At 37.2% G+C, this 12170-nt stretch carries 15 protein-coding genes; 3 read left to right on the plus strand and 12 right to left on the minus strand.

Annotated elements, in window-relative coordinates; translation table 11 throughout:
• Window positions 1–6: 6 nt before the first annotated feature.
• From rplP to rpsL, 12 genes are all read right to left on the minus strand, one after another.
• A complete protein-coding gene (gene rplP, locus DDY94_RS15360; protein WP_111685490.1) occupies window positions 7–426 on the minus strand; it encodes a 50S ribosomal protein L16 in 420 nt (139 codons plus the stop codon).
• Between the two features lie 20 nt (window positions 427–446).
• A complete protein-coding gene (rpsC, locus tag DDY94_RS15365; protein ID WP_111685491.1) occupies window positions 447–1160 on the minus strand; it encodes a 30S ribosomal protein S3 in 714 nt (237 codons plus the stop codon).
• 9 nt (window positions 1161–1169) lie between these two features.
• Window positions 1170–1577 (minus strand): 50S ribosomal protein L22, encoded by a 408-nt coding sequence (gene rplV, locus DDY94_RS15370; protein ID WP_111685492.1) that lies wholly within the window; start codon window positions 1575–1577, stop codon window positions 1170–1172.
• A gap of 5 nt (window positions 1578–1582) precedes the next feature.
• Window positions 1583–1861: a 30S ribosomal protein S19 gene (gene rpsS / locus DDY94_RS15375; protein WP_111685493.1), complete on the minus strand. Its 279-nt coding sequence runs from the start codon at window positions 1859–1861 to the stop codon at window positions 1583–1585.
• A 10-nt stretch (window positions 1862–1871) separates the two neighbouring features.
• Window positions 1872–2699, minus strand: coding sequence for a 50S ribosomal protein L2 (rplB, locus tag DDY94_RS15380; RefSeq protein WP_111685494.1), 828 nt, complete (start codon window positions 2697–2699; stop codon window positions 1872–1874).
• Between the two features lie 5 nt (window positions 2700–2704).
• Complete coding sequence (gene rplW / locus DDY94_RS15385; protein ID WP_111685495.1) at window positions 2705–2995, minus strand: 50S ribosomal protein L23; 291 nt, start codon at window positions 2993–2995, stop codon at window positions 2705–2707.
• A gap of 7 nt (window positions 2996–3002) precedes the next feature.
• Window positions 3003–3632: a 50S ribosomal protein L4 gene (gene rplD, locus DDY94_RS15390; RefSeq protein WP_111685496.1), complete on the minus strand. Its 630-nt coding sequence runs from the start codon at window positions 3630–3632 to the stop codon at window positions 3003–3005.
• Window positions 3632–4249: a 50S ribosomal protein L3 gene (rplC, locus tag DDY94_RS15395; RefSeq protein ID WP_111685497.1), complete on the minus strand. Its 618-nt coding sequence runs from the start codon at window positions 4247–4249 to the stop codon at window positions 3632–3634. Before rplC ends, rplD begins: the two co-directional genes overlap by 1 nt.
• A 194-nt stretch (window positions 4250–4443) precedes the next feature.
• Window positions 4444–4749 carry a 30S ribosomal protein S10 gene (gene rpsJ / locus DDY94_RS15400; protein ID WP_007650482.1) on the minus strand — a complete coding sequence of 102 codons (306 nt, stop codon included), beginning with the start codon at window positions 4747–4749 and terminating at the stop codon, window positions 4444–4446.
• Between the two features lie 13 nt (window positions 4750–4762).
• Window positions 4763–6889 (minus strand): elongation factor G, encoded by a 2127-nt coding sequence (fusA, locus tag DDY94_RS15405; protein ID WP_111685498.1) that lies wholly within the window; start codon window positions 6887–6889, stop codon window positions 4763–4765.
• Between the two features lie 8 nt (window positions 6890–6897).
• Complete coding sequence (gene rpsG / locus DDY94_RS15410; protein ID WP_111685499.1) at window positions 6898–7374, minus strand: 30S ribosomal protein S7; 477 nt, start codon at window positions 7372–7374, stop codon at window positions 6898–6900.
• A 22-nt stretch (window positions 7375–7396) separates the two neighbouring features.
• Window positions 7397–7771 carry a 30S ribosomal protein S12 gene (rpsL, locus tag DDY94_RS15415; protein ID WP_008269190.1) on the minus strand — a complete coding sequence of 125 codons (375 nt, stop codon included), beginning with the start codon at window positions 7769–7771 and terminating at the stop codon, window positions 7397–7399.
• A gap of 178 nt (window positions 7772–7949) precedes the next feature.
• On the opposite strand from rpsL, the gene DDY94_RS15420 reads away from it, so the two are divergent.
• From DDY94_RS15420 to rlmB, 3 genes are read left to right on the plus strand one after another with little or no spacing between them, the layout of a single operon-like run.
• A complete protein-coding gene (locus DDY94_RS15420) occupies window positions 7950–9635 on the plus strand; it encodes a POTRA domain-containing protein (protein ID WP_111685500.1) in 1686 nt (561 codons plus the stop codon).
• 54 nt (window positions 9636–9689) lie between these two features.
• Complete coding sequence (locus tag DDY94_RS15425; RefSeq protein ID WP_111685501.1) at window positions 9690–11318, plus strand: aryl-sulfate sulfotransferase; 1629 nt, start codon at window positions 9690–9692, stop codon at window positions 11316–11318.
• 42 nt (window positions 11319–11360) lie between these two features.
• Window positions 11361–12095 (plus strand): 23S rRNA (guanosine(2251)-2'-O)-methyltransferase RlmB, encoded by a 735-nt coding sequence (gene rlmB, locus DDY94_RS15430; protein ID WP_111685502.1) that lies wholly within the window; start codon window positions 11361–11363, stop codon window positions 12093–12095.
• Window positions 12096–12170: the final 75 nt, after the last annotated feature.

Consider the following 12170-nt stretch of genomic DNA (forward strand, 5'->3'; position numbering starts at 1 on the left):
TTTTTATTATGCTTCGTAATCTCTAGCTATGATAAACTTAGTTTTTACAGGAAGTTTTTGTGCTGCTAAACGCAATGCTTCTTGAGCTACGTCTAATGGTACACCACTCACTTCAAATAATATGCGCCCTGGTTTTACAACAGCTGCCCAATATTCAACGGCACCTTTACCTTTACCCATACGTACTTCAAGAGGTTTCTTTGTAATTGGCTTGTCTGGAAATATTTTAATCCATAACGAACCTTCTCTCTTCATGTAACGTGTAGCGGCAATACGTGCTGCTTCTATTTGACGTGCAGTTATAAAAGACGAGTCTAATGATTTGATCCCGAAGGTTCCATTTGATAACAAATGCCCTCTTCCGGAATTACCCTTCATACGACCTTTTTGCTGCTTACGAAATTTTGTTCTTTTAGGCTGTAACATTTTTTCTTTTCTTTAAAAAATTACTTTCTACGACGTTGGTTTTTATTTCCACGTCCTCCACCTTTTCCTTTTTGCTTAGAAAGACCTACTAATGGAGAAAGTTCTCTTTTTCCATATACTTCACCTTTCATAATCCACACTTTCACACCTAATCTACCGTAAGTAGTATGTGCTTCAACAAGAGCATAATCAATATCAGCTCTAAATGTAGATAACGGAATACGTCCTTCTTTGTAGTGTTCAGAACGTGCCATTTCAGCACCGTTTAAACGTCCACTAATTTGAACTTTAATTCCTTCAGCATTCATACGCATTGCTGCAGCGATAGCCATTTTGATTGCACGTCTGTAAGAAATACGGCTTTCTATCTGACGAGCAATACTTGCTGCAACTAAATGTGCGTCTAGTTCTGGTCTTTTAATTTCAAAGATGTTCAACTGAACTTCTTTTCCGGTAATTTTCTTAAGCTCTTCTTTTAGCTTGTCTACCTCCTGACCGCCTTTTCCGATAATAATACCAGGTCTTGCAGTTGTGATAGTAACGGTTACAAGTTTAAGCGTACGCTCAATAATTACTCTACTTACACTAGCTTTTGATAAACGCGCATGGATGTACTTACGGATCTTATCGTCCTCAGCAAGTTTATCTCCATAATCATTTCCGCCATACCAGTTAGATTCCCATCCTCTGATAATACCTAAACGATTTCCGATTGGATTTGTCTTTTGTCCCATATCTCTATCTTAGCTTTGTGTTTTATTTAATGCATCGATAACCACTGTTACGTGATTAGAACGCTTTCTAATTCTATGTGCTCTACCTTGAGGTGCAGGGCGTAAACGCTTTAACATTGTACCACCATCTACTCTAATCTCTTTGATGTAGAGATTTGCTTCCTCAACGTCTGCATCTTCGTTTTTAGCTTGCCAGTTTGCAATTGCAGACATCACTAATTTTTCTAAACGACGAGACGCTTCTTTAGGGTTAAACCTAAGAATCTGAAGCGCTCTTTCAGCCTTTTCACCTCTTACTAAATCCGCTACTAAACGCATTTTTCTTGGAGATGTAGGACAGTTATTTAGCTTCGCGAAAGCAATCTGCTTCTTCTCAGCCTTAATAGCTTCTGCCATTTGTTTTTTACGACTTCCCATGATTCTTATTTTTTACCTTTATTTTTTGCACCTGCATGACCTCTAAAAGATCTTGTTGGTGAAAATTCTCCTAATTTATGACCTACCATATTTTCAGTAATGTATACTGGTACAAACTGACGACCATTGTGAACTGCTATAGTCTGACCAACGAAATCTGGAGAGATCATTGATGCTCTCGACCAAGTCTTAATTACCGTCTTTTTGTTTGAAGCTACATTTTCAGCAACTTTCTTTTCTAATTTATAATGGATATAAGGTCCTTTTTTTAATGAACGTGCCATACTATCTTAATTATTTCTTTCTACGTTCTACAATATACTTGTTACTCGCTTTTGTCTTAGAACGCGTTCTATAACCCTTCGCAGGAATACCGTTTCTAGATCTTGGGTGTCCACCTGAAGATTTACCTTCACCACCACCCATTGGATGATCTACTGGGTTCATTACTACTGGTCTTGTACGAGGACGTCTTCCTAACCATCTTGTTCTACCTGCTTTACCAGATACTAATAACTGATGATCTGAGTTAGAAATAACACCTATTGTAGCCATACACGTTGCTAATACCATTCTTGTTTCTCCTGAAGGAAGTTTGATTGTAGCAAACTTTCCATCTCTCGCCATTAACTGAGCAAATGCACCAGCACTACGTGCCATAACTGCACCTTGACCAGGACGTAATTCTATACAAGAAATAATAGTACCTAGAGGTATTTCACTTAAAGGCATTGCGTTTCCAATTTCTGGAGCAATACCACTTTCACCAGATACAACGTTTTGCCCTACTTGTAAACCATTCTGAGCGATGATGTATCTTTTCTCACCATCTTGATAGTTTAATAGTGCAATAAATGCTGTTCTGTTCGGATCGTACTCAATGGTTTTAACTTCTGCTGGAATACCAGTTTTGTTTCGTTTAAAATCAATGATACGATACTTCTTCTTATGACCTCCACCAATATAGCGCATGGTCATTTTTCCTTGACTGTTTCTACCACCAGATCTTTTTTTCGGAGCAAGCAAGCTTTTCTCCGGCTTATCAGTAGTGATGGCGTCAAATCCATTAACTACTCTAAAACGCTGAGCTGATGTGATCGGTTTTAATTTTCTTACTGACATAAGTCTTACATGTTAGCGTATAAATCAATTGTTTCACCTTCCGCCAGTTGTACAATTGCCTTTTTAACAGCATTTGTTTTACCATGTTGAATACCCGTTTTTGTATAACGAGTTCTTCTATCTGGACGGACATTTATAGTACGAACTTTTTCAACAGAAACACCATAAGCAGCTTCCACCGCTTTTTTGATTTCTACCTTGTTCGCCTTTGTGTTCACTTCAAATGCATACGCATTTAACAACTCACTTTGCATGGTTGCTTTTTCTGTGATGATAGGTTTAATTAAGATACTCATCTGTGTTTTATTTACTTAAGTTCGATTCAATTCCTTCTAATGCACCTTCTAAAAGAACTACTTTATTAGCGTTCATAATTTTATAAGTGCTTAATTCTGAGCTAGTTATAACCTCAGAACCTTTCAAATTGCGCGACGACAAATATACGTTATTATTCGAGTCACCCAACACAAACAGAGATTTTTTGTTGTCGATCTCTAATGCCTTCAAAACGTCAACGAAGTTTTTTGTCTTTGGTGCATCGAAATTGAAATCTTCTAATACAACAATTGACTTATCGTTTGCTTTGATACTTAGTGCAGATTTACGTGCTAATCGCTTTACGTTTTTGTTTAATTTGAAACCGTAATTTCTTGGTCTCGGTCCAAACATACGACCACCACCTTTGAATACACCAGACTTAATAGAACCTGCACGTGCTGTACCTGTTCCTTTTTGTTTTTTGATCTTACGTGTACTTCCTGTGATCTCTGCTCTCTCTTTTGCCTTGTGCGTACCTTGTCTTTGGTTTGCTAAGTATTGCTTAACATCCAAATACACGGCATGATTATTAGGCTCAATAGCGAATACGTCTTTAGAAAGCTCAGCTTTTCTACCCGTATCTTTTCCGTTTATATCTAAAACTGCTACTTTCATTATTTCTCAATAATTACATAAGAGTTTTTGTGTCCTGGAACACATCCTTTTACTACGAGTAAGTTCTTTTCAGGAACTACTTTGTAAACTCTTAAATTTTGAACTTTAACTGTTTCACCACCAATTCTTCCGGCCATTTTCATTCCTTTGAATACTCTCGCAGGATATGAAGCTGCACCAATAGAACCTGGAGCTCTCAAACGGTTGTGCTGACCATGCGTTGCTTGACCTACACCACCAAATCCGTGACGCTTAACTACACCTTGAAAACCTTTACCTTTTGAAGTTCCAGAAACATCCACGAACTCTCCTTCGATAAATTGCTCTACTGTGATTGCATCACCTAACTTGTACTCCTCACCAAAACCTTTGAATTCAACGACTTTGCGTTTTACAGAAGTACCCGCTTTTTTGGCGTGCCCTTTGGCAGCTTTAGTAGCGCTTTTTTCTGTCGCGTCATCGAAACCTAGTTGAAGTGCATTATAGCCGTCAACTTCTTCAGTTCTGACTTGGGTAACGATACATGGACCTGCCTCGATGACTGTACATGGAATGTTCTTTCCATTTTCATCGTAGATGCTGGTCATACCGATTTTTTTTCCAATTAACCCAGACATATTTATTTATTATTAATTATTACTATTTGTTATTTAAAACTCAAGGCTGAAAATACGCTTCAGCCTTGAATTGTATTTTTACCGTTTTTCCTTCGCTCGCAGCTCCAGACATGTATTCGATGAGACCCTTCCACTGCCTGTCCGCCGTACAAATCTTTGAAAGGCGAGGCGCTCAGGGTGACATCTTTTTATCATTACACCTTGATCTCTACTTCAACACCACTTGGTAATTCAAGCTTCATTAACGCATCGATCGTTTTAGAAGATGAAGAGTAAATATCTAATAAGCGCTTGTAAGAGCTTAATTGAAATTGTTCTCTAGACTTCTTATTTACGTGAGGTGAACGTAACACAGTGAAAATTTTCTTGTGCGTTGGTAATGGAATTGGACCCGTTACTACTGCACCTGTGCTCTTTACTGTTTTTACAATCTTATCAGCAGACTTATCAACTAAATTATGATCGTAAGACTTTAATTTTATTCTAATTTTCTGACTCATTTTCTTTTTAGTTTTAAGCTTCTACGCCTTTAGCTGCTTTGATTACTTCTTCAGATATATTTTGAGGTGTCTCTGCATAGTGAGAGAACTCCATTGTTGATGTCGCTCTACCAGAAGATAATGTTCTTAATGCTGTTACATAACCGAACATTTCAGATAATGGTACGTTAGCCTTCACAACTTTAGAACCTGCTCTATCGCTCATGTCATTTACCTGACCACGACGACGGTTAAGGTCACCTACTATATCACCCATGTATTCTTCAGGTGTTAATACTTCTAATTTCATAATTGGCTCCATGATTACAGCTTTTGCAGCTTTTGCAGCAGCTTTAAATCCTAATTTTGCAGCCAATTCGAATGATAACTGATCAGAATCCACATCGTGGTAAGAACCATCAGTTAAGGTTACTTTCATAGCATCTACTTCGTAACCTGCTAATGGACCATTGACCATTGCCATTTTGAATCCTTTTTCAACAGAAGGAACAAATTCTTTTGGTACGTTACCACCTTTGATCTCTGATACGAATTCAAGACCTTGTTTACCTTCTTCAGCTGGTTCAAGTGTAAATACAATATCCGCGAATTTACCACGTCCACCAGATTGCTTTTTATAAACTTCTCTGTGTTCTGCACGTTGTGTAATAGCTTCTTTGTACTCTACTTGAGGCTGACCTTGGTTTACTTCAACCTTAAACTCACGCTTAAGACGGTCTACAATAATATCTAAGTGAAGCTCACCCATACCAGAAATAATCGTCTGACCTGAAGCTTCATCAGTTCTTACTGTAAATGTAGGATCTTCTTCAGCTAATTTTGCTAAAGCCATACCTAACTTATCGACGTCTGCCTTTGTTTTAGGCTCAACAGCGATACCAATTACTGGATCTGGGAAGTCCATCGATTCTAATACGATTGGGTTCTTCTCATCAGAAAGGGTATCACCTGTTTTAATATCTTTAAATCCTACTGCAGCTCCAATATCACCAGCTTCGATAAACTCGATAGCATTTTGCTTGTTAGAGTGCATTTGGTAAATACGAGAGATACGCTCTTTTTTACCTGATCTGTTATTTAATACATATGAACCAGCATCTAAGCGCCCAGAATATGCTCTAAAGAATGCTAAACGTCCTACGAAAGGATCTGTAGCAATCTTAAATGCTAAAGCAGAAAATGGTTCTTTTACATCTGGCTTACGAGAAATCTCATTATCAGAGTCTGGCTCAGTACCTACGATAGCTTCCTTATCTACAGGAGAAGGTAAGTAACGACAAACAGCGTCTAATAAGAATTGTACACCTTTATTTTTGAAAGCAGAACCACAGATCATTGGAATGATAGACATATCCATAACCGCAGCTCTTAATGCAGCGTGTACTTCTTCTTCAGTGATTGAATTTTCATCTTCCATGAATTTCTCAAGAAGATCTTCATCGTAACTTGCTACTTCTTCGATAAGATTAGCTCTCAACTCAGCAGCTTCAGCTTTTAATTCTTCAGGAATATCGATAACATCGAAAGTTGATCCTTGAGTTTCATCGTGCCAAACGATAGCACGGTTCTTCACTAAGTCAACTATTCCTTTGAAATCTGCTTCATCACCAATATTCATTACGATTGGCACAGCATTAGAACCTAGCATGTCTTTAACTTGTTGGCACACTGCCATAAAGTTAGATCCCTGACGGTCCATTTTATTTACGAAACCAATACGTGGTACTTTATAGTTATCAGCTAATCTCCAGTTAGTTTCAGATTGAGGCTCAACACCATCAACCGCACTAAATAAGAATACTAAACCATCTAATACACGTAATGAACGGTTCACCTCAACAGTAAAGTCAACGTGACCCGGAGTATCGATAATATTAAAGTGGTAACCTTTAGTTTCAGGAGTTGGCTGTCCGTTCTCTATTGGAAAGTTCCATGTACAAGTTGTTGCAGCAGAAGTAATAGTAATACCTCTTTCCTGCTCTTGCTCCATCCAGTCCATAGTAGCGGCACCATCATGTACTTCACCAATTTTGTGAGATACACCTGTATAATAAAGGATACGCTCTGTAGTTGTAGTTTTACCAGCATCAATATGTGCTGCAATACCTATATTTCTAGTATATTTTAAATCTCTTCCCATTTTTTCAATTAAAATCTAAAGTGTGAGAATGCTTTGTTTGCTTCTGCCATTTTGTGAGTATCTACTCTTTTCTTAACGGCTGCACCTTCTTCTTTAGCTGCAGCTAAAATTTCTGCTGCTAAACGTTGTGCCATAGATTTTTCGTTTCTTTTACGCGCATAGCCAATCAACCATTTCATAGCTGTTGAAACTTTACGGTCTGGACGAATTTGCATCGGAATTTGGAATGTTGCACCACCAACACGACGGCTACGTACTTCTACGTGAGGCATCACATTAGATAAAGCGTCTTTCCAGATCTCTAAAGCTGTTTTTTCGTCATCAGTTTTTTTCTCGTCAACAATATCAATTGCATCGTAGAATACTTTAAAAGCTACAGACTTCTTACCGTCCCACATCATGTTGTTTACAAAACGCGTAACCAACTGATCGTTAAATCTTGGGTCTGGTAAAAGCGGTCTCTTTTTTGCTGCTCTTTTTCTCATGTCTTCTTCTTAAAGTTTTAAATTACTTTTTAGGGCGTTTTGCACCATACTTAGATCTACGCTGTGTACGTCCAGCAACACCTGCTGTATCTAACGCACCACGAACGATATGATATCTAACACCTGGTAAATCTTTTACCCTTCCACCTCTAACCAATACTATCGAGTGCTCTTGTAAGTTGTGACCTTCTCCACCGATGTATGCATTAACCTCGTTTCCGTTTGTTAAACGAACCCTTGCTACCTTACGCATTGCTGAGTTAGGTTTTTTAGGAGTTGTTGTGTAAACACGAGTACATACACCACGTCTTTGCGGACACGAATCCAAAGCAGCCGATTTACTCTTCTTGGTTATTTTGGCTCTTCCTTTTCGTACTAATTGTGAAATTGTTGGCATATATTACTATATAAATATTTATTTAACCCTCACTTTTGAGGGCTGCAAAGGTAGAAATATATATTTATAATTCAAATAGTTGAGAATTTATTTTTCGAAGAAAATTCGCGTTTAATTTTACACATATATAATATGGTCTATTTTTACGTTATCAATTGAGCAATTCTTTTCAGATTTAATGACAGCTTTACTTCGCTTTTTTACATTTCTAATTTTGGTTTTTTCTAACCAAATCTTTGGGCAGAGTTTGGGCTTGAAAGTTACAGCAGAAAACGAGAGTAAAACCGCTATTATTGATTCTTTAGGTTATAAAAAGACGTTTGAAAACTTTAATGCTATTTCCAAAGAATTAGATACGATTGAATACAAACTTATAAGATTAGGATTTATTGATATTAGGTTAGATTCTGTTGCGAGACGTAGCGATACCTTATTCACGGCTCAATTTTATTTAGGGCAAAAAATCGAACGCATTAGGATTAGATATAATTCTGAATTTAATCCGGAGCTATTAAATTACATCAACTCTAAAAATGGGGATTCCTATTTTGAATTAGATATTACTGAACTTGAAGGTTCACTTAATGAACTCAATTCTAAAATAGCGGAGCAAGGCGATCCCTTCTCTACGCTTCAGCTCGTAAATATTTCAAAGGAAACTTCTGATCTCATAGTTGCCGACCTTCAAATTGTTTCAAACCAAAAAAGACGTATTGATAAGATCATTGTGAAAGGGTATGAAAAATTTCCGCAGTCTTATATCAAAAGATTCCTCAAACTAAAAACGGGTAAAACCTTCAACCTCAATGATATTAAGGACAAAGTTGAACTTTTAGAAGACTTGCGTTTTGCCAATAAGATAAAAGACCCTGAGGTTCTTTTTACTCAAGACTCTACTACCTTATATCTATATATTGAAAAAACAAAGGTCAATAACTTTGATGGCTTTCTTGGTTTTGGAACCAACGAAAACACCAATAGAATTGAGTTTGATGGCTATCTCGATCTTCGACTTATTAACAATCTTAATTTTGGAGAAACGCTAAATCTCTTCTATAAAAGCGACGAGATCGATCAGCAGACATTTAGAGTAGATACGGACCTGCCCTATATATTTGGTTCGCCCGTTGGATTGCAATTAGGACTTAACATTTTTAGAAAAGACACCACGTTTTCGAATACCCGACAATATGCTAAGATCAACTATCAAATAAATGCGCAACACCGAGTGGCCGCAGGAATTACCGCGACCAATTCAACAAATCTATTAGATGATGACACGTCAATTTTGAATGACTACACATCGAGTTATTTTACCCTAAGTTATAATTATACCAAGCCTCAATTTTACGACCCGCTGTTTCCTATTAATTTTTGGTTCGATTTATCTTCAGGTTTTGGAAACCGAGAAAATGATCTTGGTAGTCAGAGTCAAACTGTTTTCAACCTTAATACTTATAAGATTTTCAACCTCAATCCAAAGAACAGTATTTATGCCCGACTCACGGGTGCTGTTTTAACTTCCGATGATTATCTTGATAATGAGCTGTTTCGATTTGGTGGTATTAATTCGATTAGAGGATTTGAAGAAAATAGCCTGGTTGCTAACCTATTCGGAGTAATTAACACTGAATACCGTTATCGCCTTAGCAGCAGTATTTATGTACATTCCGTTTTGGATGCCGCGTATTTCGAAAATCAAATTACAGATACTAAAGAAAAACTCTTTGGTTTCGGGTTTGGGTTAGGCCTATTAACCAATGCCGGTCTCTTCAGACTAAACTATTCGAGTGGTAAATCTGAGAATAGGCAATTTAGGCTTTCAGATTCTAAGGTGCATGTAAGTTTAACAGCGACGTTTTAATATTATTTTAAATTTAATGTTAGTTTTGGGAAATTTTAAGATGCAATTTAAACTATGATCAAAAGATTACTTTTCGTTTTTCTTCTCACCATTTTAACAGACGCTATTCAATCTCAAAATACAATTGGCACATTGTCTATTACAAGCGACGCCTATGAAGGATTAACGCTGTTCTCTACGCATACAAAAGCGTATCTTATTAATAATTGTGGACAAGTAGTTAACGAATGGAATAGTACATATTTACCAGGAAATGCCGTTTATCTTTTACCTAATGGTAATTTACTAAGAACAGGTCGACTAGCTCAAGGGAGCAATCCTGTTGCTTTGCCTGGTAATGGTGGTATTGTAGAATTATTTGATTGGGATGGCAACATTATTTGGTCTTGGATCGACAGTTCTGACACTTCACGACAGCACCACGATGTATTTCCAATGCCAAACGGAAATGTTCTGATATTAGCAGCGACACTAATGACCGACACTGAGGCTATTCAAGCAGGTCGTGATCCCAATAAATTAATAAATTCAGAATTATATAATGAACGGATCTACGAGGTGGAACCAGTTGGAGCGACAGGTGGAAATATCGTTTGGGAATGGAACGTGAAAGATCATTTAATACAAGATTTTGATGCCACTAAAGATAATTTTGGCGTTGTAGGTGACAATCCGGGTAAACTAGATATCAATTTTTTAAACGGTTTTAATGCGGAAAACAATTGGCTTCACATTAATGCCATTCAATATGATGAGGAATTCGATCAGATTTTGATCAGCTCACGCAGAATGAGCGAAATCTATGCCATAGATCGAAATACAACAACAGCAGAAGCAGCCGGCTCAGCTGGTGATTTTCTATACAGATGGGGCAATCCTCAGGCTTATAGACAAGGTACAGAAGCCAATAGAGAATTGTACGGACAGCATACGCCTTACTATATACCTTCAGGTTTTCCTAATGAAAGAAAATTAATGGTTTTTAATAATGGTATTAATAGGAGTCCGGCATATTCAGAAGTTTTAATTATTGAACCACCTGTTGATGTAAATGGAGATTATACCTATTTTCCAGGAACGGCTTATGAACCATTCAGTTCATTTTTCAGGTATCCTGAAACAGCCCCAGTAGCTGATTCCGATTTCTTTTCAGCAATTGTAAGTAGTGGTAGACAACTTCAAAATGGAAATATATTAATCTGTGAAGGTCGTGAAGCTTACTTTTTTGAAATCGACACTAACAATAATATTGTATGGGAATATATTTCGCCTGTAAGTAATGCTGATGGTTCAACCTATGAACAAGGTGAAATGCCACCACCTAACAATTTTGCATTTAGAGCTACAAAATACAGCATGAATTATAGCGCATTTGATGGTCGCGATTTGACACCAGGAAACACGATCGAAACTAATCCGGACATAACGGATTGTTTAGATGTGTTGAATGTGAATGAATTTGAAGTTGCAGATTTCGAGATTTTCCCAAATCCAACACAATCGGTTGTAAATATCAATTCGAAACTACCGTTCAATAAATTGGAAGTTTATTCATCCTTGGGACAAAAAGTTATGGAGAGCGCAAATACTTCAATAGACATTTCTAATCAGCCCAACGGCCTATATTTCTTCAGAATATATACAGATGCCGGCGTTGAAACTAGAAAAATTATTAAACGATAGGTCTTTTCATATCCTTTATATTTGAAGTCATAGTTCACCAACATGAAAAAAGACACCTTAATTTTCGGAATTAGAGCCATTATCGAAGCCATTAAATCTGGCGAAACCATCGATAAGGTATTTGTTCAGAAAGGTGCAAGAAGCGATTTATTTCAGGAACTAGAACGATTAATACGTTCAGAGGGAATCAACTTTTCTTATGTTCCGGTTGAAAAACTTAATAGACTTACTAGAGGTAATCACCAAGGTGCCGTTGCACAGATCTCTCCAATTGCCTATCACGATATTGACGAGCTCGTCATGAAAGTTTTTGAATCTGGTGAAACCCCATTATTTCTTTTATTAGATCAGTTAAGCGACGTCCGCAATTTTGGCGCCATAGTGCGTACGGCAGAATGCACAGGTGTATCTGGTATTATTATTCAGAAAAAAGGTTCAGCACCTATTAACGGAGATACTATAAAAACAAGTGCCGGAGCGGTATTTAAAATTCCAATTTGCAAAGTAAATCATATTAAAGATGCAGTTTTCCATATGCAATCCTCAGGTATTAAAGTCATAGCGGCTACCGAAAAAGCAGATGATTATCTTTATGATGTATCTTTTAAAGAACCTTGTGCTATTATTATGGGTTCTGAAGGGCGAGGTATTAATCCATCCGTTCTAAAAGTAGCCGACCATCGAGCGAAACTGCCAATTGTTGGTGAAATAGAATCCTTAAATGTATCCGTTGCCTGTGGGGCATTTTTATACGAAGCTGTAAGGCAAAGGATGTAGTACTTGCCAATTTTACTGTAAACCACATTTTTACTCATTGTTTTTCAAATTTCAGATTTCTGAAAGATGTCATTA

It is taken from the genome of Winogradskyella tangerina (assembly GCF_003260205.1).
Lineage (GTDB): Bacteria > Bacteroidota > Bacteroidia > Flavobacteriales > Flavobacteriaceae > Winogradskyella > Winogradskyella tangerina.